At 68.3% G+C, this 26,446-nt stretch carries 30 protein-coding genes, 2 pseudogenes and 1 CRISPR repeat array (1 of these 33 running past the window's edge); of the genes and pseudogenes, 16 read left to right on the top strand and 16 right to left on the bottom strand.

Going from position 1 to position 26,446, the window contains the following annotated elements:
- Nucleotides 1–503: a CRISPR direct-repeat array (repeat unit 24 nt; unit sequence GTCCTTCCCGCCGACGCGGGGGTG); it reaches 1,362 nt to the left of the window's first position.
- Nucleotides 504–1,433: 930 nt separating this feature from the next.
- Complete coding sequence (locus tag ACFWXC_RS31245; protein ID WP_384483659.1) at nt 1,434–1,799, bottom strand: DUF6308 family protein; 366 nt, start codon at nt 1,797–1,799, stop codon at nt 1,434–1,436.
- Between the two features lie 972 nt (nt 1,800–2,771).
- Complete coding sequence (locus ACFWXC_RS31240) at nt 2,772–3,389, bottom strand: hypothetical protein (protein WP_384483657.1); 618 nt, start codon at nt 3,387–3,389, stop codon at nt 2,772–2,774.
- Nucleotides 3,390–3,566: 177 nt separating this feature from the next.
- Between ACFWXC_RS31240 and ACFWXC_RS31235 the strand changes: the two genes are divergently transcribed.
- A complete protein-coding gene (locus tag ACFWXC_RS31235; RefSeq protein ID WP_384483689.1) occupies nt 3,567–3,866 on the top strand; it encodes a helix-turn-helix domain-containing protein in 300 nt (99 codons plus the stop codon).
- A gap of 156 nt (nt 3,867–4,022) precedes the next feature.
- Here the strand turns inward: ACFWXC_RS31235 and ACFWXC_RS31230 are convergent, their stop codons facing one another.
- Entirely contained in the window at nt 4,023–4,499 is a 477-nt protein-coding gene (locus ACFWXC_RS31230) for a DUF5994 family protein (RefSeq protein WP_384483655.1), read from the bottom strand.
- Between the two features lie 292 nt (nt 4,500–4,791).
- On the opposite strand from ACFWXC_RS31230, the gene ACFWXC_RS31225 reads away from it, so the two are divergent.
- The 5 genes from ACFWXC_RS31225 (at nt 4,792) to ACFWXC_RS31205 (ending at nt 6,837) form a co-directional block, all read left to right on the top strand.
- Entirely contained in the window at nt 4,792–5,367 is a 576-nt protein-coding gene (locus tag ACFWXC_RS31225) for a DUF5994 family protein (RefSeq protein ID WP_384483653.1), read from the top strand.
- Between the two features lie 5 nt (nt 5,368–5,372).
- Nucleotides 5,373–5,558 carry a hypothetical protein gene (locus ACFWXC_RS31220; RefSeq protein WP_384483651.1) on the top strand — a complete coding sequence of 62 codons (186 nt, stop codon included), beginning with the start codon at nt 5,373–5,375 and terminating at the stop codon, nt 5,556–5,558.
- A 96-nt stretch (nt 5,559–5,654) separates the two neighbouring features.
- The gene (locus ACFWXC_RS31215; RefSeq protein WP_384483649.1) at nt 5,655–5,921 is read left to right on the top strand and encodes a hypothetical protein; all 267 of its coding nucleotides are present in this window, start codon (nt 5,655–5,657) and stop codon (nt 5,919–5,921) included.
- Nucleotides 5,922–5,971: 50 nt separating this feature from the next.
- A complete protein-coding gene (locus ACFWXC_RS31210) occupies nt 5,972–6,244 on the top strand; it encodes a hypothetical protein (RefSeq protein WP_384483647.1) in 273 nt (90 codons plus the stop codon).
- Nucleotides 6,245–6,360: 116 nt separating this feature from the next.
- Nucleotides 6,361–6,837, top strand: coding sequence for a 4-oxalocrotonate tautomerase family protein (locus ACFWXC_RS31205; RefSeq protein ID WP_384483645.1), 477 nt, complete (start codon nt 6,361–6,363; stop codon nt 6,835–6,837).
- Nucleotides 6,838–6,856: 19 nt separating this feature from the next.
- Here ACFWXC_RS31205 and ACFWXC_RS31200 read toward each other — a convergent pair whose 3' ends face one another.
- Entirely contained in the window at nt 6,857–7,447 is a 591-nt protein-coding gene (locus ACFWXC_RS31200; RefSeq protein ID WP_384483643.1) for a TetR/AcrR family transcriptional regulator, read from the bottom strand.
- Nucleotides 7,448–7,549: 102 nt separating this feature from the next.
- Here ACFWXC_RS31200 and ACFWXC_RS31195 point away from each other — a divergent pair, with 102 nt between their 5' ends.
- The 3 genes and pseudogenes from ACFWXC_RS31195 to ACFWXC_RS31185 all read left to right on the top strand — a co-directional run.
- The gene (locus ACFWXC_RS31195; RefSeq protein ID WP_384483641.1) at nt 7,550–7,981 is read left to right on the top strand and encodes a 4-oxalocrotonate tautomerase family protein; all 432 of its coding nucleotides are present in this window, start codon (nt 7,550–7,552) and stop codon (nt 7,979–7,981) included.
- Complete coding sequence (locus tag ACFWXC_RS31190) at nt 7,974–8,984, top strand: zinc-binding dehydrogenase (protein ID WP_384483639.1); 1,011 nt, start codon at nt 7,974–7,976, stop codon at nt 8,982–8,984. Before ACFWXC_RS31195 ends, ACFWXC_RS31190 begins: the two co-directional genes overlap by 8 nt.
- A 45-nt stretch (nt 8,985–9,029) precedes the next feature.
- A pseudogene (locus tag ACFWXC_RS31185) lies at nt 9,030–9,581 on the top strand (PaaI family thioesterase); the annotation flags it as partial.
- Between the two features lie 97 nt (nt 9,582–9,678).
- On the opposite strand, the gene ACFWXC_RS31180 reads toward ACFWXC_RS31185, so the two are convergent.
- Entirely contained in the window at nt 9,679–10,605 is a 927-nt protein-coding gene (locus ACFWXC_RS31180; protein WP_384483637.1) for a LacI family DNA-binding transcriptional regulator, read from the bottom strand.
- Here ACFWXC_RS31180 and ACFWXC_RS31175 point away from each other — a divergent pair.
- Both ACFWXC_RS31175 and ACFWXC_RS31170 read left to right on the top strand, forming a co-directional pair.
- Nucleotides 10,488–11,150: an IS5 family transposase gene (locus ACFWXC_RS31175; RefSeq protein ID WP_384483635.1), complete on the top strand. Its 663-nt coding sequence runs from the start codon at nt 10,488–10,490 to the stop codon at nt 11,148–11,150. The two genes, ACFWXC_RS31180 and ACFWXC_RS31175, sit on opposite strands and share 118 nt — an antisense overlap.
- A 110-nt stretch (nt 11,151–11,260) precedes the next feature.
- Entirely contained in the window at nt 11,261–11,983 is a 723-nt protein-coding gene (locus tag ACFWXC_RS31170) for an SMI1/KNR4 family protein (protein WP_384483633.1), read from the top strand.
- Nucleotides 11,984–12,035: 52 nt separating this feature from the next.
- Here the strand turns inward: ACFWXC_RS31170 and ACFWXC_RS31165 are convergent, their stop codons facing one another.
- Complete coding sequence (locus ACFWXC_RS31165) at nt 12,036–12,545, bottom strand: transposase (protein WP_384483631.1); 510 nt, start codon at nt 12,543–12,545, stop codon at nt 12,036–12,038.
- Nucleotides 12,546–12,690: 145 nt separating this feature from the next.
- Between ACFWXC_RS31165 and ACFWXC_RS31160 the strand changes: the two are divergent.
- Nucleotides 12,691–13,134: pseudogene (locus ACFWXC_RS31160) on the top strand (IS5 family transposase); the annotation flags it as partial.
- 11 nt (nt 13,135–13,145) lie between these two features.
- On the opposite strand, the gene ACFWXC_RS31155 reads toward ACFWXC_RS31160, so the two are convergent.
- Entirely contained in the window at nt 13,146–13,562 is a 417-nt protein-coding gene (locus ACFWXC_RS31155; RefSeq protein ID WP_384483629.1) for a hypothetical protein, read from the bottom strand.
- Nucleotides 13,563–13,799: 237 nt separating this feature from the next.
- On the opposite strand from ACFWXC_RS31155, the gene ACFWXC_RS31150 reads away from it, so the two are divergent.
- Together ACFWXC_RS31150 and ACFWXC_RS31145 are read left to right on the top strand one after the other, a co-directional pair.
- The gene (locus ACFWXC_RS31150; protein ID WP_384483627.1) at nt 13,800–14,354 is read left to right on the top strand and encodes a helix-turn-helix domain-containing protein; all 555 of its coding nucleotides are present in this window, start codon (nt 13,800–13,802) and stop codon (nt 14,352–14,354) included.
- Complete coding sequence (locus ACFWXC_RS31145; protein ID WP_384483625.1) at nt 14,351–14,878, top strand: transposase; 528 nt, start codon at nt 14,351–14,353, stop codon at nt 14,876–14,878. Before ACFWXC_RS31150 ends, ACFWXC_RS31145 begins: the two co-directional genes overlap by 4 nt.
- Before the next feature lie 670 nt (nt 14,879–15,548).
- Here ACFWXC_RS31145 and ACFWXC_RS31140 read toward each other — a convergent pair.
- The 8 genes from ACFWXC_RS31140 to ACFWXC_RS31105 all read right to left on the bottom strand — a co-directional run bounded on the left by ACFWXC_RS31140 (nt 15,549) and on the right by ACFWXC_RS31105 (nt 23,155).
- Nucleotides 15,549–16,589 carry a chorismate-binding protein gene (locus ACFWXC_RS31140; protein WP_384483623.1) on the bottom strand — a complete coding sequence of 347 codons (1,041 nt, stop codon included), beginning with the start codon at nt 16,587–16,589 and terminating at the stop codon, nt 15,549–15,551.
- Between the two features lie 130 nt (nt 16,590–16,719).
- Nucleotides 16,720–17,583 carry a bifunctional 5,10-methylenetetrahydrofolate dehydrogenase/5,10-methenyltetrahydrofolate cyclohydrolase gene (locus ACFWXC_RS31135; protein ID WP_384483621.1) on the bottom strand — a complete coding sequence of 288 codons (864 nt, stop codon included), beginning with the start codon at nt 17,581–17,583 and terminating at the stop codon, nt 16,720–16,722.
- A 208-nt stretch (nt 17,584–17,791) separates the two neighbouring features.
- Entirely contained in the window at nt 17,792–18,697 is a 906-nt protein-coding gene (gene purU / locus ACFWXC_RS31130; protein ID WP_384483619.1) for a formyltetrahydrofolate deformylase, read from the bottom strand.
- Nucleotides 18,694–19,566 carry a methylenetetrahydrofolate reductase gene (locus tag ACFWXC_RS31125; RefSeq protein ID WP_384483617.1) on the bottom strand — a complete coding sequence of 291 codons (873 nt, stop codon included), beginning with the start codon at nt 19,564–19,566 and terminating at the stop codon, nt 18,694–18,696. Before ACFWXC_RS31125 ends, purU begins: the two co-directional genes overlap by 4 nt.
- 140 nt (nt 19,567–19,706) lie before the next feature.
- Complete coding sequence (locus tag ACFWXC_RS31120; protein ID WP_384483615.1) at nt 19,707–21,050, bottom strand: aminomethyl transferase family protein; 1,344 nt, start codon at nt 21,048–21,050, stop codon at nt 19,707–19,709.
- A 168-nt stretch (nt 21,051–21,218) separates the two neighbouring features.
- A complete protein-coding gene (gene folP, locus ACFWXC_RS31115) occupies nt 21,219–22,103 on the bottom strand; it encodes a dihydropteroate synthase (protein WP_384483687.1) in 885 nt (294 codons plus the stop codon).
- A 90-nt stretch (nt 22,104–22,193) separates the two neighbouring features.
- Nucleotides 22,194–22,742 (bottom strand): NAD-binding protein, encoded by a 549-nt coding sequence (locus ACFWXC_RS31110; RefSeq protein ID WP_384483685.1) that lies wholly within the window; start codon nt 22,740–22,742, stop codon nt 22,194–22,196.
- 71 nt (nt 22,743–22,813) lie between these two features.
- Nucleotides 22,814–23,155: a substrate-binding domain-containing protein gene (locus ACFWXC_RS31105; RefSeq protein ID WP_384483613.1), complete on the bottom strand. Its 342-nt coding sequence runs from the start codon at nt 23,153–23,155 to the stop codon at nt 22,814–22,816.
- A 131-nt stretch (nt 23,156–23,286) separates the two neighbouring features.
- Here ACFWXC_RS31105 and ACFWXC_RS31100 point away from each other — a divergent pair, with 131 nt between their 5' ends.
- The gene (locus ACFWXC_RS31100; RefSeq protein ID WP_384483611.1) at nt 23,287–23,451 is read left to right on the top strand and encodes a hypothetical protein; all 165 of its coding nucleotides are present in this window, start codon (nt 23,287–23,289) and stop codon (nt 23,449–23,451) included.
- Between the two features lie 418 nt (nt 23,452–23,869).
- Entirely contained in the window at nt 23,870–24,934 is a 1,065-nt protein-coding gene (locus tag ACFWXC_RS31095; protein ID WP_384483609.1) for an MBL fold metallo-hydrolase, read from the top strand.
- Nucleotides 24,935–25,298: 364 nt separating this feature from the next.
- Here ACFWXC_RS31095 and ACFWXC_RS31090 read toward each other — a convergent pair whose 3' ends face one another.
- Nucleotides 25,299–26,330: a LacI family DNA-binding transcriptional regulator gene (locus ACFWXC_RS31090; protein ID WP_384483607.1), complete on the bottom strand. Its 1,032-nt coding sequence runs from the start codon at nt 26,328–26,330 to the stop codon at nt 25,299–25,301.
- Nucleotides 26,331–26,446: the final 116 nt, after the last annotated feature.

Below are 26,446 nucleotides of genomic sequence, written 5' to 3'. Positions count from 1 at the left end.
GGATATTCCGTAGCGGCAGATCTCGTCGAGGGCGATCTCGATGTCCTTCCTGCCGACGCGGGGGTGTTCCGTCGATTCTTGGCACCTACGGCTGGGGCGCTACGTCCTTCCCGTCGACGCGGGGATGTTCCGGAACCCCGACCTGCCATGCCCTACCCGCTACCGTCATTCCCGCCGACGCGGGGGTGTTCCGCACGCGGTCATCAAGCGCGAGGGCCAGCTCGCGTCCTTCCCGCCGACGCGGGGGTGCTCCGGCTCCGCTGGACGAGCGGGTCTACATCGACGTGTCCTTCCCGCCGACGCGGGGGTGTTCCGGCCTGCGCCGAGGTCGACGCCGCCCGCGGCCGCGACGCGTCCTTCCCGCCGACGCGGGCGTGTTCCGCAGCCCAACGGTCAGACGATGTTCCAGGTGAGGTCCTTCCCGCCGACGCGGGGGTGTTCCGACCTGGTCGCCGGTGTCGAGATCGCCGTCCGGGTCCTTCCCGCCGGCGCGCGGTTGCTCCGATGACGATGCCGCCCTCGTCGTGGTCCGTGGCGCTGCACCTGCCATGAACCAGCTTCATCCGCAGGTGATGGAAAGGCGCGCAAAATGGATGTCAGCAGCTGCCGGCGGCCTCCGTGCCACTCCTAGACCGCAACCGCCTGTGATCCTCGGACCCACCGGAGCAGCTTCTCTGGCACGCCCCACCGACCCCACTCGGGGCCATTCCCTGGGGAGAATCTGGGGAGTATGAGCGGTCCTGGGGAGCGCGTGGGGAGAATCGACTGCGTAACCGGGCACCAGCGTGAAAGGTCCAGAAAAACGGGTCGGCACAGGCCAGAGACGTTCCTAGCAGGATCGCCGCAGGTCAGCGCCGTCAGGTAGACGACTTCAAGAAGATCTCTTCGTCCTCGCGGCTTCGAGCATCACGCCCCGTCTTGAGCGAGGCCCTCTCCCGCTCCGGCTTCGCCCAGTTCACGACCAAGATCCGGACCATACGCGGGCCAGAGCCCGCCATCCCCGCTTCAAAGCTCGCATTCGTGCTCGTCAGAGCCATGTACGGCGTATACCACCAGCAGACGAAGAACCTGCTGGGCGCTCCGCTCATGTGGCTGAGCATGACTGCTTGGCACCACGAAATTCCCGGCGCCCCTGCCTCACGGCCTTAGCCATCTGACCGCCTGACCAGCCACGGAACACACCTGACGCTCCATCAGAACGAGCGTCAAATGAGCGTCACGAGCGTCATTTCAGCGTCAAGATATCGCCCGTAACGCCCACACCGCACATAATGCGCACGCGCAAAACCGCAGGTCAGGACCCCTTCGCGACCGGTTCAAGGATCGCCACGCACTCCACATGATGCGTCATCGGAATCACATCAAATTGGAGGACAGTGGTTCGGATTGTCAGCCTTGGTGCCCCCCCATGCACCTCCCCTCCATGCTCCACCTCACAGCTCAGCTCGTTGCGACCTGGCCCTGTGGCCTTGCTGCATCCAGGCGACGACGTCGAACACACGCAGGACGCCAATGCCCTCACCGATACCCGCCTTGTCGCGGAGACGGACCAACTGATCGCGGAAGGCTCCCTTGTCCGCCCGCAGGGCCGCAGCCTGCGCGGCCCAGAAGGAGTTGTCCGTCTTCGGTCGCTCGAAGAGCTGCTTTATGCGGATGTCATACATGGGGATGAGGTGGGGACGCTTGCGAGCCAGCAATTTGCCCGCGGCAACCCGGCCGCTGCCATCGGGCCTGCTGGGGTGCTGCTTGCTGCCGGCCAGGCGTTCCCACATCTCCCACGCGGGTCTGCCCTTCTCCATGAGCGCATCGCTTCCAGGAGGCAGTTACGGTGCCGAACTGGACAGGTATTTCCTGCTGGAGAAAGCTGCAGGAAACGGGCCCAGGCTGCAACAGTCGGTCCACACGAGTGGACGCATATCGGTCCAGCCAGCTTCGAAGTGGATCAACATAGCACGGGATCGCCGGTTAGCCAAACCGGCAATTCCGCGGATCATCGATGGTCCACCGCCCCTAGCTGCCCCTACGTCGAAAGGAATCGCCACGACGGCTGCCAATTGAAAGCGTCGCGCATCTGTCTGCGCTCTGCGCTGCCGCAGATCTCCTGCGGAACAGGTGCCGTGAGCGCTCAAGGTCCCGTAAGGCGCATAGCAGCATCTCCGCCTCGCCCGCACCGTAGGGGGTCGGCTATCGCATCCCCGAGTGCACCCGGAGACGGAGTCGACCTACACCGGGGTGGCTATCGGCATAAGCCTCAGCGCGCAATACGAGTGACCTTACTTACGTCACTTATTGTTTTGATCAATTTCCGGGTCGACACCGTGATCCACAGCCGCACCGTCTTAACAACTGGAGAATCTGAATTGCACGGACAGACCAACGAGGTGCACGGCACCCGTTACAGCCCTGCGCACATCCGCGCCACCTGGGACGGAACGGGGAGCGTGGAAGACGCCTCCAGGGCGTTGGGGTTCTCTCGGGCGAAGGGCTACAACCTGGTGCGTCGCGGGGAGTTCCCGTGCCGCGTGCTACGCATCGGCCGTACGACACGTGTCGTCACCGCATCCTTGCTCCGCGTCCTGGAAAGCGGAGAGCCGGAGTACAACGGTGCCCTCGCCGGACACTGCACGCTGTCATAGCCCGCCGCGCGCAGACGCCCCGCCGAGCCTTCCGGCGGGCTTCGTCGTCTCACAGGCGGCAGCAGTGCGCCCGGCCGGCCGATGCGCTGGCCGGGCGCTTCGCTTCTGCCATTGAACGGGGGCCGCCGCGCCATCTCACTCAGAGGCAAGGCACGCAACCGGTACGCCTCGTTCACCAAGCAGTGTCCTGAGCGACCTGACCGGCTCCGGTGTGGCGGTGATGGCGGTGACCTCCGCATCGCTGATCCGGATAGTCGGGAGCCAGTCGTGCACGGACGGCAGCAGATCCGCCAGCGCGTCCCTGAAGGCGCGTTGCCGATGGCGCCCACCCTCGCCAGGGAACAACGGCGGCTTTGGCTTGCCGAAGCCGCCGCCGGGTTCACGCCCCGTCATAGCCTTCGAGCGAGCCAACCATCGAGAAGCGTCGAAGCCGAGCTTCACGCCTGCCGGGTAGCACTCCAGCGTCAGAGCGCGAGCCGCGGTGAAGTGCTGCTTCTCGTCAACCTCCAAGATCTGCTGCTGCCCGTACTCGTAGGTCAGCAGAACGTCCAGGCTCCGCCGCTCACGAGAAGGGGCCTGCTCCGGCAGGACCAGCCCGGTGACCGCGCCGTAGATCGCCGCGACCGTCTCCCACATGCCAGCGCACTCGACCTTCCCTGGCCGCCGCAACCAGGTCGGACAGCTCTCTGGTTCGATCTCCGCCTTGACCGCGTCAGGCAGTAGGCGGGTTATGCAATCCTGCAACTCCTTCACACCGACTCCCTCTCACCTGATAGACCATCCGAGTATCAGCGACGCCTCTGACACCAGCTCACTCTCGTTGGCTGGCCCCCGGCCTTCCAGCACGGCTGGGCAGCTCCGCCCGTACGTCCACTAGCTTCCGCGCGAGCGTGGTCGAATGCCGATCGAGGGTCCAGCCCAGCCAGTGGGCTGGCGAGTCCTGCACGTCATCGAGCAGGGCATCGACGCCTCCACCACAGCGCAACACAGAACGGGCAGTTCAGCCCCGCACACATCCGAGCCACCTGGAACGGAACAGCGAGCGTCGAAGACGCAGCCCATGCGTTGGGACTGTCCAGGTCGAAAAGCTATGACCTCGTACGCCGAGGCGAGTTCCCCTGCCGCGTGTTCCGGATCGGCCGCGCCACCCGGGTTGTCACCGCATCACTGCTCCGAGTCTTGGAAAGCGGCGAACCGGAATACAACGCCGTAGACACCACGACAACTTAAGCAGCGGCTTCCCCGCGGCAGCTGTCGGCGCTACTGTCATCCGACCTCTGTCTAACCGTCGAACGACAGAATCGGGCCCCCGTCCAGGTACCGCTTCACGGCAACCAAGGTGGTATGCGTGAAAGGCTGCGGCCGGTCCCAGTTCAACGACCTGGCCTACTCGGGTTCGGGCGTGGTGGCGATGAGGATCTGTGCGGCCTGGGTGATGTTGTCGGCGCGGACGGCGCGGGCCATCGCTTCGCGGGCGGCGTCGGCTGTGGCGTCCGGGGGAACCACCAGCAGGGCGAAGTGGTCATTGTCGCCACGGGTGATGAGGACGGTGTCGTCGCCGACCGGGTCGGAGTCGAGGTGCACGACCTGGTCGTCGATGACCAGGCGGGTCGGGAGCCCGTTCCAGGCGGACGCGTCCACGCCCACCCTGGTGATCGGCCCGAGATGCCCGGTCAACACGCTGATCAGCGCGGGCAGCTCGGTCTCGATGTCGCGCGTACGCGGCCACCACGCGCCATCCAGGAGCCCCTCCCGGGACCGCGTGGTCTCCAGCCGCAGCAAGGCCGTACCCGGTTTGACCGCCTGGTGGATCGCATCCGGCAGCAGCAGTCGGGGCGGGTGGGGAAGGTCGGTGTCAGCCATGTGGGTCCGCCCGTCTACGGGGTGCGGCCGTGCGTCGTCGCAGTTCGCGGCCAATGCCCACGCCAGTGCCCGGTCGGCGACGTGCACGAGCCCGCCGTCGTTTCACGATACTCCCGCCGCCCTATCCAGCGTCCGCCGGAAAATACCTGGTCACGACGGTCATAGCCCGCCGAACAGGCGTACAGTGAAAGCACCGGAGGTACTTCGCACACCGGCCTTTAACGCGGGTGTCATTTCCGGCGAACACGAAAAACCGGGCTGCCGCAGGGCAGCCCGGGGGCAGGTCCGCACCATGACCACGACCCTCGCCCGGACCGCCCCCCGCGACCTCGCCGCAGACCTTCCGGCACGCTTGTCCCTCACCCCCACGACCACGCTCGCCGGCCAGCTGGACGGCGCCTGGTGGCCCTACTCCCGCGACCTCGAAGCCGAGCTCCCACCGCTCGCCGCCGCCCTGGAGGAACCCTGGGGGCGCATCACGCGCGCAACCGTGAACCCCACCCGCTGGCCCGTCGTCCCGCACACGGTTGCCGTGGACGGGCGCATGCTGCACGTGGGCTGGTTCACAGAACAGGACCCCGACAAGCTCATCCTGCTCTCCTACACCGTCGGGCGCTGGGACCTCCTCGTCATCCCGCCCGAGACCGCACCCGCAGCTGCGGCCCGCCTGATGGCCGCCGCAGCGATCCCGGGCAGCGTCCTCACCGCGGGCGTCCTGATGACCAACGAAGCCGTCATCGAGCGCGGCATCCGTGACACCGTGCGCCGGGAAGCCACCTGGGAGAGCGAAGGCGGGGCCTGCATGTCCCCCTTCGGGAGCCCGATGAGGCGAAGCGCCCTCCCGCTGCCCGGAAACGGCTGGAGGTGAGTTCCGTGGAGACCCTCGTCGTCATCGCAGTGATCGTCCTCGCCATCGGCATCGGGATGCGCTGGATCCACCTGCTCAATGCCCAGCACGGCGCACGGATCGCGGCCCACCACTTCAGCGACCCCCTGCCGAGACCTCCCGGCCTGCCGGACGACACCAGTCGTCGAACCCACCGCACGGATGACCGGTGAGGAACGGACCTTCCTCCGACCGGGGGCAGCGGGTGGGGGCGCCACGGCACCCCCACCCCGTCGGCTTCTCGCCCACCCCGAAGGGAACACGCCCACATGAAGTACATCGAGACCCAGCCACTGGCCTCGCTCGGGCACGCCAAGGTACGGATCATCGCGCACACGCCCGAAGCCGCCCGAGCGGTCGCGCAGGCGCTTCGCCACTGCTTCGCCGGAGCGGAACAGCGCAGCTATCCCGGCCTCCACGGCGACACCCGCCTCCACCTCACCGTGGACACTGCAACACCCGCCGGTCCCGCCCGCTCCTGGCTGGCCGCCAGCCGGAGCCCCGTCAGCACCGGCGCCCACTCCGACGAGACCTAAGAGCCCTCACGGGCCCCGGAACCCACCCCCGCACACGGAAGGACGCGGTCATGGCCACACTGAGCGAACGCAAGACCTACCGCGAACAGGTGCTCCGGGTCCTGTACCAAGCCGTCGAAGGCAACCGCCTCCTCGGCATCACCGGAGCACAACTGCGACGCGACCTCCACATACCGGAACAAGACCTCGCCGCCGCCTGCACCTACCTGGCGGGCGAAAGCCTGATCACCGTCGACTGGGAACCGGGCAACACCCCCGCGATGGTCACCCTCACCCACGAGGGAATCCGACGCATGGAGTCCGAGGAAGAAGAGCGCAGCTGAATCCCCTGGGCACATGGGTGGCCAGCGCCTCAGTTCCGCCTCCCCAATGCAGCCACAAGGCTCCACAACGTCTAACCGACGGGCCTCGTATATAACGATTGTTATAGGAGGCAGCCGTGACCGTCATCACCGTGAACACCCCAAAGGGACGCCTGAGCCTTGTGGAGCGCCGCGCGCTGGCCGAGACGCTGACGGACGCGATGCTCGTCCCCGAGATTGGTCAGTTCGCACCGGCCGCGCGGGGCGGGTTCCAGGTGCACTTCATGGAGCACGAGCCGGACATGATGGCCATCGGCGGCCGTGCACTGGCGGACACCGGTCCGGGGCTCGACGTCATGGTGATCGACGTGGCGGTCATGGACGGGGACTGGCGCCGGGAAGTCCGGGCCGAGGTCATCGAGCGCGTCCTGGCCGCGCCGGCCGAAGCCTGCGGACTGCCGGAGCCCTCACCGGCCTGGTGGGTCAATTTCCGGGTCATCGACGAGGGCAGCTGGGGCTCCAGCGGCGGCACACTCTCCATCATCTCCCTCCTCGAAAGTGGCGTATTCACCGAGGAGAGGGCCAAGGCCGTCCGCGCGGCGATCGACGGCTGAACCCTGAAACCCTCCATCGTCAAGCCGGACGGTCGATCGCGCCGACGATCAGCGCTTCGAGCTGCTGCGCGACCTGATCCAGGGGCTGCGCGCTGCCCTTGGCGCGGCACATGGCGGTGGCACCCTCGACCGATGCCACGATGAGGGCCGCGAGACCCTCGGCCCGGTCGCGGGCCACCCCGCGCTCCCCCAGCGACTCGGCAAGCAGCCGCTCCCAGCCCCCGAACGCCTCAGCGGCGGCGGTGAGCGCCGGCGAAACCTCGTCGACCGGCGGTTCCTCGACGGAGACGGCCAGCACGGGACAGCCGGCACGAAAATCGCTCTCGACGACGACGCCGCGCCACAGGCCCAGAAAGGCCCGCAGGCCAGCAACCGGGCCCGCACCCAGCTCAGCGCGCAGAATGCGGGCAACCGCTCCCCCTGCATACCGCACCGCCTCGGTGACCAGCTGCTGCTTGCCCTCGGGGAAGTAGTGGTACGTCGAGCCGAGCGGCGCCTTGGCGTGTTTGGCCAGGTCCCGGATGCTCGTGGCGCTCAGACCGCGCCTGCTGATCATGTCGGCCGCACCGGCCACGATGCGCTCACGCGACGGCGCGCTGGATTTGGCCAAGACCGCACTCCCATCTGGATATAACGCTCGTCATAGCCTAGCGTGATCTCCGGTTATAACGATCGTCATAGGCCGTGCGCCCACCGAAGGGAAGACTTCCTCATGCCGATGGTCCGGCTCACCGTCCCGCCCGCTTCGCTGACCCAGGAGGGTCGCAAGACCATCCAGCACGACCTGGCCGCCGTACTGCTGCGCTGGGAGGGAGCAGCCGACACAGCGTTCTTCCGGGCCCAGGCATGGAGCTACCTGGTCGAGTTGCCCGAAGGAGCGCAGACCACCGCCGAGGACGACGAGCCCCGCTTCCTCGTGGACGTCACCGTCCCGCAGGGTGCGCTGTCCGAGCGCCGCAAGGCGGGCCTGGTCGAGGACGCGACGAAGGCCGTGCTGGCCGCCGCCGGACTTGCCCCGGACGATGCGCTGCGGGTATGGGTGCTGGTGCACGAGCAGCCTGACGGCACTTGGGGTGCCGGTGGCTCGGTCATCCGTTACGCCGACCTGGTGGCACTGACGAAGGGGCAGCGCGCCGATGCGTGAACTGACCTACGTCGCGAAACGCACCGTCGAGTGGCGCGAGGCACCCGACCCGAAGCTCCGGTCGGATCAGGAGGCTATCGTCGCCCCGGTTGCGGCCACCTCCTGCGATGTGGACTCGGCGATCCTGGCCGGGCACGGTTTCATCGACCCGCCGTTCGCCCTCGGCCACGAATGCGTGGCCCGGGTCGTCGAGACGGGCGACGCCGTGACCGCCGTAGCCCCGGGGGATCTGGTGGTCGTCCCCTGGTCCATCAACTGCGGCACCTGCGACAACTGCCGCTCCGGACTCACCGCCCACTGCACGGCCGTACCGCACATGGCCATGTACGGCGCACCGATAGGCGGCAGTTGGGGCGGCCTGTTCTCCGACCTGATCCGCGTGCCATTCGCGGACGCCATGCTCGTACCCCTGCCCACGGGCCTCGACCCGGTCGCCATGGCCTCGGCCAGCGACAACTGGTCCCTGTCCTGGCGCCTGGTCGCACCCCATCTGAAGAACAGGCCGGGGGCCCGGGTCCTGGTCGTCGCCCGCGGCAGCATCGGCCTGTACGTGTGCGACATCGCCCGCGCACTCGGCGCCTCCGTCGTCCTGTACGTCGACCCCGACCCCGAGCACCGCGAGATCGCCCGAAGCTACGGTGCCGCCACCGCCGAGACACTCGAACCGGTCCGGCACGGCTTCGACATCGCCGTCGAGGCCACCGGCCGCGTCGACCAACTCGCCCTCGCCGTCGAATCCCTTGCCCCGGAAGGCATCTGCGAGTCCGCCGGCAACCACTTCCGCCCCGGCGAACTGCCCCTCCTCGACATGTACCTCACCGGCGTCACCCTCCGCATCGCCCGCGACAACGTCCGCAACCACATCCCCGACGCCCTCGCCCTGGCCGGCACCGACGAGGTCGACCCGGCACGGGTCGTCTCCCACGTCTTCGACTGGGAGCAGCTCCCCGATGCCTTGCCCGAGAAGCACCTCAAGCCCGTCTTCGTCCGCGCCGACGGCTGACAGCGTCGCGGCCACGACCCACTACGCCCCGACCGAGAAAGCCTGATGAAGGTAGTACCGACCGAATCCCCAGCGACGAACCCTTACCCCGCACGACCGGCAGGAGAGGAACTGGACCACCAACGAGCGGCGATCACCGGTCTCGGCCACGAACTGCGGGCCCTGGTGGACGCCACCGTGCGCACCGCGGCCTCGGCCGAAGTCCTGCACCGCGTGACGGACGGCGTGTGCCGGCTCACCGGGCAGTTGACCGGACGCCGACGCGTACGAGCGGAGATCCCGGCCGGGGACAAGTTCCCCGGAGGGGTACGCATGTACAGCCCCGTCACCGGAGCCGGCAGCCCCCTCGCTCCGACCATGCAGGTGACCCCGGACAGTGGTGGTGTCGTCGGCCACTGCACCCTCGGTACCGCCCACGAAGGCCCGGCCGGCTACGGGCACGGCGGCATGAGCGCCATGCCGCCGGACGAACTCATGGGCTGGGCCTGCGCCGCCGCCGGAATGCCCGGCATGACGGTCCCCCTCCAGGTGCGCTACCACCGACCCGTCCCCTCAAAGACACCCCTGCGGGTCCACGCCCGGGTCACGGGCACCGGGCGGCGTCGGCAACGAGCGCATCGCAGCCCAGGAATTCTGTTGCGCATCGGGGCCCCAGCCGCCGCCAGGTGCGCCTGTTCGTGGCAGGCCGCTACGTTCACGCCGACGCGCGGACCACGATCCGGCCGGGCACGGGGGCCAGGCCCTCCGTGTCGATACCAAGGGCGCCTCGGGCGGCGAGCCGTCCGAGGACTTCAGCGTCGATGTGGACGGTTGTGAGCGCGGGTGTGGACAGGGAGCCGTACTCGGTCTCGTCGAAGCCCATCACCGCGATGTCCTCGGGTACTCGCACGCCGAGATCGTGCAGGGCGGTCAGGCTACGCAGGGCGATGTCGTCATCGAAGGCGGCCAGGGCGGTTACGTCCGGGTGTGCTGCCAGAAACGTCTCGACGGCGGCCGCGCCGGCCTCTCGTGGCCGTGGCACGACGAGGCGTTCCAGGGGTGGAAGTCCCAGACGCCGGGCGGTCTCCCGGGCGAATCCGAGGCGAGCCTCGGTGAGCGGGAAGTCATGGTCGGGCATGGCCATCGCGATCCGGAGGTGCCCCCTTTCGGCGAGATAGTCGATCTGCAGGGCGGCGTTGGCGGCGAACCCGTTTTCCCAGTCCTCTTCGATGGGCCCGTGGCCCTGCATGTAGACCTCGCCGAGTCTGAACACCGCCCGAGGCGCGATAGCGTCGAGGATCTTCTGCGTGGCCTCGGGCGCGGCGTGTCCGTGCCGGACGAGAAGGACGTGGTCGTGCTGGGTCAATTCCTCGTCCAGGCCCCGGACGTAGCTGCGGGAGAAGTTGCCCTCAAGGCTCCAGTCCACGTTGAGCACCACGATGCGCGACGACCCTTCGCGCAACGCGCGGGCGATCCCATGCGGGACGTAGCCCAGGTCGTGGGCCGCTTCCAGGACCCGTTCCCGTGTCGCGCCGGAGATCGTCTGCCGTGGGTCGTCGTTCAGGACGAAGCTCACCGTCGCCCGCGACACGCCGGACACCTTGGCCACGTCACTCAACGTCACCCGGCCGGAACGGCCCATATCGGCATACTCCCTCTCCATTGGACGGGGCGCGCCCAGTCCACGAGCGGCGTCACCAAAAGTGGTGTCCGACCGCTAGAACGATTAAGTTTCAGGGGTTAGCCTACGCGACTAGGCAGTTTCGTTTGGATCAGCCGGTCGTTGGTCCGAGTGTGCCGTTGACTGACGCGCAGTGGGCGCGGATCGAGCCATCGCTCCCGGACCGGACGCCGAAACGGGGTGGCCGGTGGAGGGATCACCGCGAGGTGATCGACGGGATCGCCTTCAAGTTCCAGACCGGGACGCAGTGGGTTCACTTGCCGGAGAAGTACGGGAACTGGCGGGGCGTTTACAACCGGCTGCGGATGTGGGCTGTCGACGGCACGTGGGAGAGAGTGTTCACCGCGCTGATGGCCCAGGCTGATGCGGACGAGAACCTGAGCTGGGCGGTCTCGGTGGACTCCACGATCGTCCGGGCCCACCAGCATGCGGCTGGGGCCCGCAAAGAGGGGCCCCAGCTGGCGAGCCGGGCGACCACGCCATCGGCGGGTCCCGCGGCGGGCTGACCACGAAGACATCTCATGTCGCTGGCGGGTCAAGTTGAGCTGTCGGCTACTGGGAGGCTGGACCTCTTGTGGCTCGCCGCACGGTTGAAGAAGGCGGTAGCGTCCTCGGCGTGCTGGACGGTCCTGATGTGGCGGTGACTCTGCGAGGTGGACTGCGTGCTCGCTCCCATGCCTGGGAGTTCGTGCGTTGGTTCGCCGACGCATGGCTGGGCCGTCCGGTGGAGCCGGAAGACGGCTGCACCGCTGATGAGCTGGCGGCAGTTGAGGCCGACCTGGGCTTCGAGCTGCCGGCTGCTTTGCGTGAGGGATATGCGCTCATCGGCCGCCGGGACGACCTGACCCGGCAGCAGGACCCACTGGTCAGGCCACCTGGCCTTCATGTCGATGACGCCCTGGGCGGCGTCCTGGTCTTCCGTCGGGAGAATCAGGATTGCGCCTTCTGGGGAATCCCCCTGAGCCAGATCGAGCAGGACGATCCACCGGTGGTGGTGGAGTCGCATCAGGGCTGGATTCCCTTTCTCGATCGGATGTCCCTGGCGTGGGTCGAGGTGGTGCTGAGCGAGTCGCTCTTCGCCGCGGACAGCCTCTATGACGCCTGCGAGCTGCCCGACGCGCTGATGCCGGATCTCCATGCCCGGTATGTCCGGGTCGGCCTGCCCGACCATCCGATGTGGGCGAGCGAGGACGACTCACCGGTCCGCTGGTACGCGGCTCCCAGTCGACTGGTCCGCCGGGATGGTCTTCAGGACCAGTCCTGGATCCACGTGCGCGGGCGCACGATCTCCGATCTTGAGGCCATCCGTGAAGAGCTCCCAGGCCCCTGGGTCGGCTGAAGCCACATTCGCCATCAGCATCGGCATGTTCGTTATGGGAACGGGCAGACGATCATGCAGCGTGCGCGACGACGGGCGCGAAAGCGAGCGCGGGATCGTAGAGGGTGCGCGCTTGCAGGCAGTGGTAGAGGCAGCCGAGGAGCTTGTTGAACAGGTTCCGCAGGGCAGCGGTGTGCCGTTCGCCGCTGGCGCGGCGGCCGTCGTAGTGCTCACGGGGTTCGGGTGAGCGCAGGGCGGCGAAGGCCCACATGTATCCGGCGGAGGCCAGCCGTTGGTTCTTGACGGCTCTGGCGACCACGACGCGGCTGCGGCCGGAGGCGCGGGCCACCGGGGCGGCGCCGGCGTATGCCTTCAAGGCCCGGGCGTCGGCGAACCGCTTCCTGTCGTCGCCGACCTCGGCCAGAACACGGGCGCCGGACGTCACCGACAGTCCGGGGAAGCTGATGATGGTCTCTGCGTCGGAGTGAGCGAGGAACGCTTCCTCGGTGGCCGTCGCGAGGTCGTCGACGCTCCGGCAGGTGGCGTCGAGCTGCTGGATGAGTGCTTGGGCCTGCCTGCCCATGGCCTGCTCGGCCTTCGGCAGCTGGTGCAGGCAGTCCCTGCGGAAGATCTCCCGGAGCCGTTCGGCCTCGGTATCGATCCCGCGGCGGAGTCGTCCGGCACGGTTGAGCAGGGCACGCAGCTGGCTGCGGGTGAGCCGCTATTAGATCCACCTCGCAGCCGATGGCCGCTGTCGGCCGCTCGCCTTCGTTCTCACCGCCGGACAGGCCGGCGACGCGCCCGCATTCATCGATGTCACGGCCAGGCTGCGTGTTCCCCGACGCCGTGGACGGCCCCGGACGAGGCCGGACGTGGTCCTGGCGGACAAAGCGTATTCCTCACGCGCGATCCGCGAGTACTTGCGCAAGCGCGGCATTCGAGCCGTGATCCCCGTCCCGGCCGACCAGCAAGGTCACCGGCTGCGTCGTGGCAGCCGTGGCGGCAGGCCACCGGTCTTCGACCGGGAGACCTACAGGCAGCGCAACACCGTCGAGCGTTGCATCAACCGACTCAAGCAATGGCGAGGCATCGCCACCCGCTATGAGAAGACCGCCACCATCTACCTGGCCGGACTCCACATCGCAGGCATCTTCCTCTGGTCCGCCCACTGATCCAATGGGGACTACGATCTGGCGATTTCTTGCCGGAGCTGGTGGGTGAAGCGACGCAGGAGGTCCAACGTCTCTCGGAACTCGGCCCGGCGGTCGTCCCTGCCGTCGGTGGGCCGGGTGCTCCAGACCCGACGCGCGAGAGCATCGGCGAGATCGACGGTGTCGCTGGCACAGAGCAGGTAGAGGGCTGAGCGTGCTTCCTGCATCTGGTTCGCCAACTCGTTGGCTCCGGCACCGTCGTCACTCAGCTGTGTTTCCTTCAGGTAGTCCAGCAGCTGAACTACGGCCGTGTCGAAGCCGATCCCGGCTTTGAGCTTCTGCTCGCGGAGCCACATGCGGTCCTGTCGGCGCGCGGTGAACCACGAACCGAACACCGCCCCTATGAGGCCGATAGCGGCCCCGATGGCCACGGACAGGATGTTCTCCACGGTCAGCTCCCCCCGACGTACAGCACCGCCAGGCTACAGAGACCGCCGGAGGCGCCGCACTCGACGAGCGCCCTCACATGCCAAGGGATCGGTGATCCGAACGAAACGGCCTAGTGCTGGATTTCTCTTTCGCTGGGTATATGTCCTGGTGACGGGGTGGTTCGGCTGTTCGGGGGCGGGTGCTGGACGGTGGCGTTACGGGCACGGCCGAGCCGTGACGAGAACGAGGAACGGATCGTGCACCGGCTGGCGCGGGCGCACAAGGCGCCGCGTGATCTGGTGTTGCGGGCCCGGATGGTCGAGCTGAGCTGGGCCGGACAGCGGGTGCCTGCCATCGCGGATGAGTTGAGGTGCAATCCCAAGACAGTGCGCCGGTGGCTGCACCGTTTCGACCGCTTCGGCCTGGACGGACTCGAGGACCTGGGCGGGCAGGGCCGGAAGCGGCGGATCACCGAAGCGGAACGCTCAAGAATCATTGGCCTGGTCAAACAGCCGCCCCCAGGCCGGCTGACCGTGCAGGCAGACGGCGAGCTGGCCGCGGCGGATGAGTCCGGGCCGCCAGAGTGGACCCCTGACGCACCGGCCGCCGAGGCCGGACGGATGGGCATTGAGGTCGGTCGCAGCCAGGTCCGCCGGATCCTGTTGGCTGAGGGGGTGCGCTGGCGCCGCACCCGGTCCTGGACCCGGTCGAGAGACGCGGACTTCGAGGGAAAAGGACACGGATCATCGAGCTCTAGACCTGCCCGCCCGAAGGTGCGACGGTCGTCTGCGCCGACGAGCTCGGACCGGTGATCCCCCGCACGTTCCCGCCGGCGCCGGGCTGGTCGCCGGACGGCCACCGCATCAAGTCCGAGGTCGACTACGGGCGTGGGCCGGAGAAGACCTGGGTCTACGGCGCTCTGCGGGTCCGGGACGGACACGAAATCACGATGACCGCCTCGTCCCGCAACAGTGCCTTCTACCAGCAGTTTCTTCAAAGGGTCGAGGGGGCCAATCCGGCTGGCGACATCTACGTGGTCACCGACAACCTGTCCTCGCACAACAGCCTGTCCACCCGAACCTGGCTTGAGGATCACCCCAGAATCCGGCACGTCTTCATCCCCGTCGGAGCCTGCTGGCTCAACCTCCAGGAAGGCTGGTGGCGCATCTTCCGCAAGGCCGCCCTCGCGGGCCAGTCCTTCGCCGGACCACCCGAGATCGACCAAGCCACTCGCCTGGCAACAGCCCAGCTCAATACCCGCGCCCGGCCCTGGGTATGGGGAAGACCCACACCTTCAACACGCGTCCTACGCCGCCGATACGTGTACTCCATTTGAGGAATCCAGCACTAGGTATCGTTTCAGTTCCTCTGAATCGTTTCCTGCGGAAGCCTGCCCCCGAGCCGTCGTTGCCGGAGAGCATCGAGGCCGACTTCGCCGGGCGGCGCCGAGAACAGAATGCTGGGCGCTCGACCGTGGCCTTCGAGGATCTACGGCCGGTCGATTTCCTTCCGGCATGACTCCATCGGACGGAACTCCCTGCGAAGGCAAAGGATGAGGTCACGCGCACGCGGGTGACGCTGGTCTTCGATGACGAGAACACTCGTACGGGCATTGGGGAGCGGCGAGGATCCGACTATGTGCACAGCTACGCCCGCACCCACGCCGAGTTGCCCTCCGGCGAGCCGGCGCCGGCGACACCCTCCAGGCCGATCCGCACGACCACGTGGGCGTCCTTCTGCCGCTCGCCTTGGCCGACAGCGAATACGCGGCACCGGGAACCGAGATGTCCAGGGTCTGGGGCCTGCACTCTGCACTGGGTGCCCCCGGCCGACGCCGACCTCGGTTTCCCCCGGGTCCGGGCGACCGTGCATCCGGACCCGGACGATGATCACGCCCCGCTGACGGTACTGCCGCAACGTCGAAGCCACGGCCAACCCCCAACGCGCGGCCCGCGCGCTGCGTCCCCTCAGCGCACAGGCCGCGCCTCGCCAAGCAGTCCCATTCGTCAGGCATCGCAGCGAGCTCCGGAGACGTCCGCTGACGCGATGGCCAGCAGTCGGCGCGCCTTCAGTTCGGTTTCCTGCCACTCGCGCTCCGGCTCCGAGCCCCAGGTGATGCCGGCTCCGGTGCCGAACCTCAGAAGGCCCTCGGCCCGGTCGATCCAGAACGTGCGGATGCCAACCGCCAGTTCGCCGCGACCGCGGTCGGCATCGACCCAGCCGATTCCTCCGCAGTAGGGACCACGGGGGGATGTCTCCAGCGTACCGATGATCCGCAGGGCGCTCTCCTTCGGCGCACCCGTGACGGAACCGGGCGGGAAGGTCGCCGCGAGCAGCTCGGGCCAGCCCGTGCCTTCGCACAGCCGCCCTCGGACCGTGGACACGAGGTGGACAAGCCCCGGGTGCTTCTCGACGGCGCACAGGTCCGGCACGGTCACGGAACCAGGAACACAGACACGGCCGAGGTCGTTGCGGACCAGGTCGACAATCATCACGTTCTCCGCGTGGTCCTTCTCCAGCAGGTCGGCCTCGCTGCGGCCGGTTCCCTTGATGGGACCCGAGGCGACGTCCCTGCCTTCGCGACGGAGGAAGAGCTCCGGGGAGGCGGTGGCCACCTCCACACCATGGCGGGGAACGCGAATGACACCGGCGTACGGCGCCGGGTTGTGGCGTGCCAGCAGTCCGGCCAGTGCCTCGACGTCGGCGCCCGCGCCGACGTGAGCGGACAGGACCCGGCACAGGTTCACCTGGTAGACCTCACCGGCGGCGATGCGCTCGCGGATGCGTGTTACACCGTTCATGTAGGCGTCGCGCTCAAGCGAAGTGGTCCATGCGCCGGCGCGCGGTCCGTGCCACGGCGCCGTAGGGCCATGGCCGTCCTCGATCCGCCGTACGTCGCGGAAGCGAGCGCAGGTCAGTCGGCCCTCGAAGTCGGCTGTCACAGCCCAGAAGCCCTCGGCGTCCAGCGCCGAGGGATCGCTGGTGACGTCGACAAGACCGGTTGCGAGCTGTCCGCCGAGCAAGGCCATGGGAGGGAGTTGGTCCATTCCGCGCCTCCTGTGTGATGCGCTGCCGCGCCCCTGGGCGAGGCTCGGCCCGCCCAGGGGCGCGGAATCACTGAAATCCGGTGCGAAACCGGGCTGTTGAGCAACAAACCGAGCTGATTTCGCGGATTGCCTATGCCGCGACAGCCTCGCGTTCGGCGCCCCACTGGGCGGCGCGCAGGGTGTTGACCATGAGCATGGCGATGGTCATAGGACCCACGCCGCCGGGAACGGGGGTGATGCGGTCGGCGATGCCGTCGAGTTCGGCAGAGCGGACGTCGCCGGTCAGACCGGAGGGTGTGCGGTGTATGCCGACGTCGATGACGACGGCGCCGGGGCTGACGTGTTCGGGACCGATGAGCCCGCGGACTCCGGTGGCGACCACGACGATGTGGGCAGGCCGGGTGACAGCCGCGAGGTCGGTGGTGAATTCGTGCGCGACGGACACGGTCGCTCCGCGCTGTAGCAGGAGCTGGGTCAGCGGCCGTCCGACCAGTTCGCCCCAGCCGACCACGGCGACGTGGGCGCTCTTGAGCCGAACGCCCTCGGCGTCCAGAAGTTCGATGACTCCGCTGGGCGTGCACGGGCGCAATCCGCGTTCTCCACGAGCGAGGAGGCCGGCGCTGGCGGTGGTGAGGCCGTCGACGTCCTTGGTGACGGGGATACGGTCGATCAGCGCAGCCGCGTCCAGCTGCCGAGGCAGCGGGAGTTGGAGCAGGATGCCGGAGACGTGCGGGTCGGCGGCGAGCTCGTCGATCACCGAGGCCACGTCGTTCTGGGTGGCGTGCGGAGGCAGGTGGCGGTGGAAGTCGCGCATGCCGGCTTCCCCGATAGCGCGTCGTTTGGCGGCGACGTACACGGCACTGGCCGGATCGTCGCCGACGAGGATGGTCGCGAGTCCGGGGATTCCGCCCGGACCTGTGGCTGCTGCGACCTCCTCGGCGACCTGTGCGCGGATCCGCTGGGCGATCATGGTGCCGTCGATCATGGTGGTCATGGTGGCGAACCGCTTTCTTGTCGTGAGGAACGATTCGCCCAGGTGAGAGGAGTGTGTTGCGTGCGGTCGGCGTGACCGCGGCTGTACGGCGCCGTGACCGGACCGGCCGCCGGTCGTCGCGGCCGGACGGCTCGGTCACAGGGATGGCGCACGACAAGACCGTTTGTCCCTGCACCGGGCGGTTCTGCGTGCCGGAGAACGTCCTCCGTCAGGCGAAGACGATGGTGTGGTTGCCGTCGCGGATGACCCGGTCCTCGGCGTGCCACAGCACGGCGCGGGAGAGGACCGCGCGTTCCACGTCGGCGCCGCGGCGGGTGAGGTCGGCGGCGGTGTGCGCGTGGGTGACGCGTACGACGTCCTGCTCGATGATCGGGCCCTCGTCGAGATCCTCGGTGACGTAGTGGGCGGTGGCCCCGACCAGCTTCACGCCCCGCTCCTTGGCCTTGGCATACGGCCCGGCGCCGATGAAGGCCGGCAGGAAGGAGTGGTGGATGTTGATGACCGGGACGCCGACGTTCTCGATGAAGCCTCCGGAGAGGATCTGCATGTAGCGGGCCAGAACGACGAAGTCGACGTTGCCCTTCAGCAACCGCAGGTGTTCCGCCTCGGCGGCGGACTTGTCCGCGCCCTGGCAGGGGACGTGGAAGAACGGGATGCCGAAGCTGCGCACCTCCTCCGCCACGTCGGGGTGATTGGAGATCACCATGGAAACGGTGACGGGCAGTTGCCCCTGCCGGTGGCGCCAGAGCAGGTCAAGCAGACAGTGGTCGGACTTGGACGCGAAGATCGCAACGCGCTTGGGCACCGACATGTCCCGAAGCGTGTAGCTCAGCCCGAACCCCTCCACCAGGCGCTTGTCGAGTTCGGCCCGCAGCGCGGGCATCGCGGCCTGGAGACTGTCCAGGCCGAACACGGTGCGCTGGAAGAAGGCGCCGCCCTGTGGGTTGTCCGAGTACTGGTCGAGGGAGACGATGTTCGCGCCGTATCCGCTGAGGACCGACGTCACGGCCGCGACGATGCCCGTGGCGTCGGCACCCTGCACGATCAGCGACGACTGCTGGGCCGGAAGCTTGCCTGCGGCTGCGCGGGCCGGGGCGTCTTGCGTGAGGGTCATGCGAGGCTTTCCTTCCGGAAACGGGCGGCCCAGTCGGAGGTGGCCTTGAGCCCGCCGAACGTATAGAAGTGGATCTTCAGGTCGCCGTGGCGGGCCGGCTCGTAGGCCGCGGCGAGGTCACGCAGGAAGCGGTCCGGTCCCGCAGTGCCCATGAGGTTGGTCAGTGAGAACCCGTACTTCTTGACCACGGAGGCGCTGGTACCGACACCGAATCGGGCCGCGTACGACATGAGCCGGCGCACTCCGGCGGGCCCGGGCACACCGATCCTGATCGGGAGTCCGATGCCCCGGCTGCGGACCTCTTCCACCCAGGTGAGCACCGGGTCGACGTCGAACCCGAACTGCGTGATGACACCGCCCTCCAGAGGCTGGACGGCGAGCGCTCTGTGCTTGTCCTGCAGTGCGGACCAGAGCGAGTCGCCGTCGATCGCCGGGTGGCCTTCCGGGTATCCGGCGATGCCGACATGCCGAACGCCGTACTCCTGCAGCAGTCCCGTGTCGATCAGGGACAGGGAGTCCGCATAAGAGCCCTCGGGATGTGCCGGGTCTCCGCCGACGAGGAACACGTTGTCGGACGTACCGTCGGCCTGCAGACCGGCCAGGAACTGCTCGAAGTCGGCACGCGAGCCGAGGCGCCGGGCGGATATGTGCGCCACGGGTACGAAGCCGAGCCGCTTGACCGCGCGGGCCGCCTCCAGGCGCATCGGCAGATCCTCGTTGCCGAGGAAGGTGACATTGATGCGGGTGCCCTGGGGGATGGTGTCGCGGGCTTCTTCCAGTTTGGGGATGTCCTTCCCGGTCATCTCCAGGGAGAAGTCCTCAAGGAGTGATGCGCCGACCGCTGTTCGTGCCGTGCTCACGGGATTCACCGTCTTTCCTCTCACTTTCTCGTCTGCGGGGCCGCGCCCACCGGGCCCCCGTCGGACCGCCGAGGCGGTGCGACGGGCCGGCGACGCGGGGTCGCGTCGCACGGCACGTGGGGCGGAGCGGTGCCAGGCAGGTGGTCGCGTCAGCGGTCGCGGCGGTAGAAGGTGCGCGCGTGCTCGTTGAACGGGGAAGGCTGGACAGTGGCACGGATGCGAGGGAGCCCGAGGTCGGCGTCAGGGGCGGTGCCGGAACCGGGGTGCTCGCCCCACACCACCGACACCCCAGTGCCCGCGGCGGCGTACTCGGAGTCGATCAGAGTCTGCGCCAGAACGCTGCCCACCGGGTCGATCGACGCGCTCTGCATGGTGACGCCGACCAGACCGGCGGCGCTCTCCACGCGGTGGCGGGCGTAGGTGAGCACGAAGCCGGGGTCCTGCCCCTCGCCGATCACCGTGCGCACGTCGTCGGGGTCGAGGACGAGGGTGACCTTGGTGCGGCGTACCTCACCCTTGGCCTTCTCCAGGGCGTCCCGGCCCACGAAGTCGTGGTTGAAGGAGATCATCTTCCCGTAGCCCAGCTCGTACGGGGAGACGTAGTAGTCCTCGATGTCCTCGGAGAAATAGCTGCCGTTCAGCGGACGCTTGCCCTCGATGCCGAACAGGGCCAGGTACCTGCGGTACTCCAGCAGGTCCGGGTCGGTGTAGATACCGGGCACCGGCGAGGGAATCCAGCCGCTCTCCACGCTGGGCGTGGTGTAGGCCAGGGCGCCGACCTGGATCAGGCCGAGCGGCTCACCGACCTTCAGGAACGTCTCGTGGACGTACCCCGCGTGCTCCCACGGACCGATGAACTCGAAGCCGGCCTGGCCCGCCATGCCGTGGCGCAGGGCGCGGAGCGGGCGCCCGTCCAGAGTGACCGCGCTGGAGTGGAAGAACTTGGTCTCCGGCAGCGGTCCGCCGAAGGCACGCTCGACGAGTTCTGCGGCCAGCGGGCCCTGGATCTGGTAGCGGAACAGCTTCGGGTCACCGCCGCCGGGCCGGAAGGCGGACGAGGGGTCAGTGACGAAACCGACGTCATAGCCGCCCTTCTCCGCGTGGTACTGCACCCAGTGCTGAGCTGCGGGAACGCCACTGAGCAGGTACTTGTCCTGGCCCTCACGGGCGAGGATTCCGTCGGTGACGATGTGGCCGCTGCGGGTGACTGGCACGTACTGCTTGGCCTGGCCGACAGCGAATTTCTCGAAGTTGTTGGCACCGTGGTCGGCAAGCACCCGGGTCGCATCCGGGCCCTCGATCCACATGTCGTACATGTGGTGCGAGAGATTGAGCAGCGCCACACCCTCGTGCCACGCTGCCTGCTCCTGACGCCAGCCCGTGTACTCGCGCTCGACAACCTCCGGGGTCCACGGCTTGGCGTTCGGCTGCCACAGCAGCTTCATCGGCGAACCGGCCGTCTCGATGCCGTCCTGGAGGGAGGGGGTTGCCATAACGGCTCCTCTTTCGTCGTTGCTGTCTGTCCCGTGAGAGCTAAATCGATCTAGCGCTGGCCAGCGGCAGGCCATCGGCCCTGATCTGTCGATGGATTGGCACACTAAAACGATCTAGCGAAGCTAGCAGAGCGGTCTCGCTCGGGCGAGACGTTGGTTTCGCATTCATTACGTGCGATCGACGCGCTCGACATAGGCGGCGGCCATGTGTACCGCGTCGAGACTCGCGCGGACATCGTGCACGCGCACGCAGAACGCGCCTCCGACTGCCGCGAGCGCCGAGACGGCGGCCGTCGCCACGTCACGCCCTGCGGGCGGTACTTCACCGGCGCCCCCCTCCGCGAGGGCCGCGCCGATGAAGCGCTTCCTCGACGCACCGACCAGTAGGGGGAATCCCAGCGTTTGCAGCCTCTCCAGGCCGGCCAGGAGCGCCCAGTCGTGCTCGGGGTGCTTGGAGAAGCCGAGCCCCGGATCGAGGACGATACGGGCCGGGTCGACTCCTCCCTCCGCCAATCGCCAAAGGCGCGCGTCGAGTTCGGCCATGACGTCGGCCACGACGTCGCCATAGTGCGCGTGACGATCCATCTCGCGACTGGGCGCGCGCCAGTGCATGGCGACGTAGGGAACGTCGGCCGCGGCGACGGTCCGCGCCATGGCCGGGTCGGCCAGGCCGCCGCTGACGTCGTTGACCAGGCGAGCCCCCGCCCCGACCGCGGCGCGGACCACGGGTGCGTGCATGGTGTCAACGCTCACGCACACTCCGGCACGGGCGAGTTCGCGTACCACCGGCACGGTCCGGGCCAGTTCCTCGTCGAGGCACACGGGCCGCGCTCCCGGCCGGGTGGACTCGCCGCCCACGTCCACGATGTCCGCGCCCTGAGCGGCGAGATCCAGCCCGCGGTCGATCGCGTGCCGCGTGTCTGCGTACACACCGCCGTCGGAGAAGGAGTCGGGCGTCACATTCAAGATCCCCATCACCAGGCAGCGGCCGGGCCGGGGCAACCCTTCCGGTGGCCCGTGGTGTCTCGGCCGCCCGAGGGCGACACCTTCCATGGTTGACATCAGCGGCAACCTCTCTGATCTGGCATCCCTCGGTGGGAAGGAAGTACTAAATCGATTTTGTCCGGATGATAGAGGGTGACGCTAAAACGTTCTAGCCACTGCGTGCGACCCCATTCTCGGCATCCGCGACTCGGCGTCCGAGAGCCTCGCGGGTGGATGCGTGCAGCGCTCCTGTGCCGACAGCACGCTGCGGACGAACGTGCCGTCGGAGCTCCACAGATAGACGTGTTCCTCGTGGGCGACCACACCCGTGACCAGCTCTCCCAGGAGGCGGGAGACGACGTAGGCGGCCGCCATGCCGGTGACGTCTCTGATGGTCCCCATGGGAAGCAGGGAGCGGGTCTCGGCGATGGCCTCGTGTTCGCCTGCCCTGATGAGCACACGGATGCGGTCCGCGACCCCGTGCGCGGCGATGGCGACAGCGATGTTGTCGAGGTCGTCGGAACCGACCGCGGCGAGAGCACGTGCGTGCCGCAGACGCAGCCGCTCCAGTATGTGGCGGTCGCCGCCGTTCCCGGTCATGACGGGCACACCCAGCCTGCGCGCCAGTCGCGCGGCGGACGCCCGCGGGTCGCGTTCGACCCCGACGACGGGGACACCCAGGTGTCGCAGCTCGACGCAGAGCCGCATGCCCACCTGCCCCATGCCGACCACGATGACGTGCCCGGAGCGCGGCAGAGTCCGTGGACCGACGAGGCCGATCAGCCTGGGGCCGAGCATCCGCTCCACCACACCGGCGGGACCAGCGCCCGGGCCGGGGTAGCCGTTGTCGGGGCGGCTGTCGATGCGGCGCAGCAGTTGCTCCGCGGCGAGCTCTCCGCGGTCGCGGGCTCCGCTGTCGACAACGGTGACGGCGGGTGCCAGTACGGAAACCAGGGCGCCTCCTCGTGGCACATGAGAGAGAGCTGCTCGGGCACTCGGACCCCGAGCTGCACCAGGGCTCCGAGCGCCCCGAACGTCGCTTCGTGGTTGACGCTCCGCAGCGCGGTGGGCCGGTTGTCCGCGGCCGTCAGCCGCATGGCCGCCTCCGCACCGAACGGCACGGTGAACGGACCACGCGGGCACAGCGCGGGGTCGGGTTCGAGCTCGGTGGTGGCCAGGGCCGCGGCTCGGACGCGGACTGGCGATCTAGGACCCCACGGCCACCCGCACTGTCCGCAGCACCGGCCTGCACATGGCCACGGACTACACGCCGTACGAGGGCATGCCGGTCACCGGCTGGCCGGAGACCGTCGTGGTGGGCGGCCGTCCCGTCGTCGAGGCCGGCCGTCTGACGGACACCGAACGTCGACGGCGCCACCTGCGCTCGGGGCCACTGAGGCGGTCCTTGGTCTGCTGATCGCGCAGTTCACGGGCGGTCAGGGCCTGCGACGTCCTCTACTTGTCGCTCTCCCTCGTGGATTTGTAAGGGCGCGGATCTGAGTACGGACTGGCATACCGCAGCGTGATTCCTTCGGAACAGGCACCCGTTGATCACCATGCGATGGCCGTTCCACCAGCCGGACGCACTCCGCGTTCGTCGGACCGCCTTGCCCCAGCTACCCCGGCATCCCGCCTACGCGGGCGGTCGTTCGCGGTACGCAATCTCATGGTGCGCGGCGCGAAGACCGAGTTCTCAACGGGAGGTGGACAGCAACTCCGGTCCTGGTGAGGGTGGCACCGCGTACCAGGAGCTGTGAAGGAGTGATTACCTCATGTGTGAGCCTTCGACCGAGTGCACAGGAGCGTCAGCGTCCCGTAGAACCCTGCTCGGCGCGGTGGCCGCATCCGCAGCCGCCGTCGCCGTACCGATGTTGAGCAGCGAGGCGGCCGCGGCCCCAGCAGCCTCCTCCGACACGGGCCTGTCCCTCACCCTTCTCGGCACCAACTCCGGGCCACCGCCGCTCGCGACCCGGTATGGAATCTCCCAGGCGCTGGTGGTCAACGGTCGGACGTATGTGGTCGACTGCGGCCGGGGAGCGGTGAGTCAGTTCATGCGCGCCGGACTGTCGATGCCCTCACTGACGAGCATCTTCCTCACCCACCTCCACGCCGACCATGTCGTCGACTACTACGCCTTCCCCCTGCTCGCGGCCGGCGCGTCGGGCGCACAGGGCTTCCAGAGTCCCATCGACGTGTACGGACCCGGCCCTGCAGGCATCGCATCCACCGTCGCCGGAGCTCCCGGCCCCATTCCCGGCACCGTCGAGATGACCAGGCTGGCGGGACAGGCATACGCCGCAGCACCCACCTTCTTCATGACCGAGCACATCGGCATCGACCCGGCCACCTTGCTACGGGTCCACGACGTGCTTCCGCCGACGGGCACCGGCGCCTCCGCCACGAACACCGCCCCCGCCATGGCGCCTTTCACGGTCATGGAGAACGACGACGTCAGGGTCACCGCCGTGCTCGTCCCGCACGGCGCGGTCTACCCCGCCTACGCCTACCGTTTCGACACGGACCACGGCAGCGTCGTCTTCTCCGGCGACACGACCCCGACGCCGAACGTCACCAGCCTCGCCCGACAGGCCGACGTCCTGGTGCACGAAGCTCTCTACCCCGAGGGGCTGGCGGCCCTCGGCCTGCCGCAGTCCCTCATAGACCACATCCTCGCCACGCACACCAACGTGTCCGAACTCGGGCGGATCGCGGCCGAGGCAGGGGTGAGGACGCTGGTCGCCACCCACCTCAGCCCCGGAAACCCGGCCGCCACCACGGACGCCACCTGGCGCCGACTCCTGCGTGACAGCGCGCGCCGTGCCACCTTCGGCGGTCGGATGGTCCTGGGCCAGGATCTGATGCACATACCAGTGAGCCGAAGGAGCGTCGGCAGCCGCTGAGCCGTCGCGGATGGCCCGGCGTGTCGGCTGCAACGTCGCCGACACGCCGGGTATCTCGACCGTGCGCGATCGCTGGTGTGCAGCTACCGAAGGCGGGACCCGGCTGGCACCGCGGTCTTCAACACCGCGTATGCCTACGACAACCCGGCCTGCCTGCACCGCTCAAGTGGACGGTGTGTGCCCGAACGTCAACCCGTAGTCACGCCGGAACTCGACGGCAGGAACCCGTCCTCCAGCTGCCGCACTCTCGATGTACGGTCCCACACCAAAATCCACCGCGCCCCGCCGCCTTGGGAGCACTGCGCCAGTCCCGTTGCACCGGTTTCCTAAAACGGTGTCGGATGCGATCACGGCACGGCCCCCGTCAGCGCGGCTTGGCTATGGTGCGGCGTACCACGAGATGCGGAGCCAGGACCACCTCTCGGGGCTCGGTGCGACCCTGGTCGAGGCGTTCCACTGCCGCGGCCACCGCGTACCGCGCCTGCTCCTCGGCACCCTGACTGACCGTGGTCAGGTCGAAGCAGCTCAGGCGGGAGAGTCTGTCGTCGTCGTATCCCGCGACGGACACCTCGCCGGGGACGGACACACCGGCGCGGGCAAGAGCGGCCAGGACGCCGATCGCGCTCTGGTCATTGAACGCGACCACGGCGGTGGGCAGTTGGCCCGAGTCGAGGAGGTGGCGGGCGGCGCGCTCGCCGGCCGCCTCGGTGTTGTCACCGCGCAGCACGCTGATGTGCGCGTCCAGACCGTGGCGCCGCATGGCAGTCCGATAACCGCGGCGTCGGTCGGTGGCGATCACTCCCTTCCCGCCGTCGACGTACGTGATCTCACTATGCCCGAGCACCACCAGACGGTCGACGATCTTCCCCACGCCGTCGTCGTCCGCGGTGCGCACGACGTCCAGTTCCCCATCCTCGATACGACGGCCCACGACGACGACGGGGGCCTTGCCGTCGAGTGCGGCGAGCGTGTCGACAGGGGCGGTCGGGCCGAGCAGGATCAGCGCCTCGCTACGGAAGGCCAGTAGCGTCTCGATGGCGGTGCGCTCGTCGCGTGTGCGGGTCTGGGTGCTCAGGACGAGGTCGTAGCCGACCTCCTCGGCGGCCGAGTGCAGGTGTTCGACCAGATCGGCGTGGAAGGGACTGTGGACGTCGACCATGACGCCGAGCATCCGGGTGCGCCTGCTGGCCAGCAGGCTGGCCGTGCGGTCCACCTGGTAGCCGAGGTCGGCGGCCGCCTTCAGGACGCGCTGCCGGGTGCGTTCGCTGGGGCCCGGCACGCCGCGCAGCACGAGGGAGACGGACGCGGTGGAGACACCCACGCGTGCGGCTACGTCTTCCAGCCGCGGGCGCCTCTTCCCGCCTGCCCGGCGGCGTTCCGCCCCGGCGTCCTCCACTTGTGCCTCCCGGCCGCAATCTTCTCGCGCAACGCCCTTGACACGCTCTCGAAACGAGTCGATAGTACCAGGAATTAAAGCGCTTTAAATTGTCCTGATGTTCCAACGAAGGTCTT

It is taken from the genome of Streptomyces sp. NPDC058683, assembly GCF_042716195.1.
In the GTDB taxonomy this organism is placed as follows: Bacteria; Actinomycetota; Actinomycetes; order Streptomycetales; family Streptomycetaceae; genus Streptomyces.
This window is presented reverse-complemented; position numbering and strand designations above follow the sequence as displayed.

What these genes read in the sequence shown, in the direction of transcription:
- ACFWXC_RS31245 (WP_384483659.1), bottom strand. Translation starts at nt 1,799, where the DNA reads ATGGAGAAGGGCAGACCCGCGTGGGAGATGTGGGAACGCCTGGCCGGC.
- ACFWXC_RS31230 (WP_384483655.1), bottom strand. Translation starts at nt 4,499, where the DNA reads ATGGCTGACACCGACCTTCCCCACCCGCCCCGACTGCTGCTGCCGGAT.
- ACFWXC_RS31225 (WP_384483653.1), top strand. Translation starts at nt 4,792, where the DNA reads ATGACCACGACCCTCGCCCGGACCGCCCCCCGCGACCTCGCCGCAGAC.
- ACFWXC_RS31215 (WP_384483649.1), top strand. Translation starts at nt 5,655, where the DNA reads ATGAAGTACATCGAGACCCAGCCACTGGCCTCGCTCGGGCACGCCAAG.
- ACFWXC_RS31210 (WP_384483647.1), top strand. Translation starts at nt 5,972, where the DNA reads ATGGCCACACTGAGCGAACGCAAGACCTACCGCGAACAGGTGCTCCGG.
- ACFWXC_RS31195 (WP_384483641.1), top strand. Translation starts at nt 7,550, where the DNA reads ATGCCGATGGTCCGGCTCACCGTCCCGCCCGCTTCGCTGACCCAGGAG.
- ACFWXC_RS31190 (WP_384483639.1), top strand. Translation starts at nt 7,974, where the DNA reads ATGCGTGAACTGACCTACGTCGCGAAACGCACCGTCGAGTGGCGCGAG.
- ACFWXC_RS31180 (WP_384483637.1), bottom strand. Translation starts at nt 10,605, where the DNA reads ATGGGCCGTTCCGGCCGGGTGACGTTGAGTGACGTGGCCAAGGTGTCC.
- ACFWXC_RS31165 (WP_384483631.1), bottom strand. Translation starts at nt 12,545, where the DNA reads ATGGGCAGGCAGGCCCAAGCACTCATCCAGCAGCTCGACGCCACCTGC.
- ACFWXC_RS31140 (WP_384483623.1), bottom strand. Translation starts at nt 16,589, where the DNA reads ATGGACCAACTCCCTCCCATGGCCTTGCTCGGCGGACAGCTCGCAACC.
- ACFWXC_RS31135 (WP_384483621.1), bottom strand. Translation starts at nt 17,583, where the DNA reads ATGACCACCATGATCGACGGCACCATGATCGCCCAGCGGATCCGCGCA.
- purU (WP_384483619.1), bottom strand. Translation starts at nt 18,697, where the DNA reads ATGACCCTCACGCAAGACGCCCCGGCCCGCGCAGCCGCAGGCAAGCTT.
- ACFWXC_RS31120 (WP_384483615.1), bottom strand. Translation starts at nt 21,050, where the DNA reads ATGGCAACCCCCTCCCTCCAGGACGGCATCGAGACGGCCGGTTCGCCG.
- folP (WP_384483687.1), bottom strand. Translation starts at nt 22,103, where the DNA reads ATGGAAGGTGTCGCCCTCGGGCGGCCGAGACACCACGGGCCACCGGAA.
- ACFWXC_RS31110 (WP_384483685.1), bottom strand. Translation starts at nt 22,742, where the DNA reads ATGCGGCTCTGCGTCGAGCTGCGACACCTGGGTGTCCCCGTCGTCGGG.
- ACFWXC_RS31100 (WP_384483611.1), top strand. Translation starts at nt 23,287, where the DNA reads ATGGCCACGGACTACACGCCGTACGAGGGCATGCCGGTCACCGGCTGG.